Below are 208 nucleotides of genomic sequence, written 5' to 3'. Positions count from 1 at the left end.
GTCCAGCGAGACGGCGAGTGGTACGTCCACCTCGTCTGTAAACGGTCTGTGGCCGTCGCAGACGCCTACGACGACGTACTCGCCGTCGATATGGGTGCGAAATGGATAGCCGTCAGCACGTTCCTCTCTGACCGTGACACCACGTTCCACGGCGCAGAAGTCCGTCGCGTCCGCGAACACTACAAGCAACTCCGCAAATCCATCGGAA

Annotated in this window: 1 pseudogene; it reads left to right on the top strand. The window is 60.1% G+C overall.

The features are described from left to right. Window positions 1-208: pseudogene (locus EXE45_RS21890) on the top strand (RNA-guided endonuclease TnpB family protein); the annotation flags it as partial.

Source organism: Halorubrum sp. SP9 (assembly GCF_005435015.1).
GTDB lineage: Archaea > Halobacteriota > Halobacteria > Halobacteriales > Haloferacaceae > Halorubrum > Halorubrum sodomense.
The sequence above is the reverse complement of the archived record's forward strand: the minus strand, read 5'-3'. Positions and strand labels throughout refer to the sequence as shown.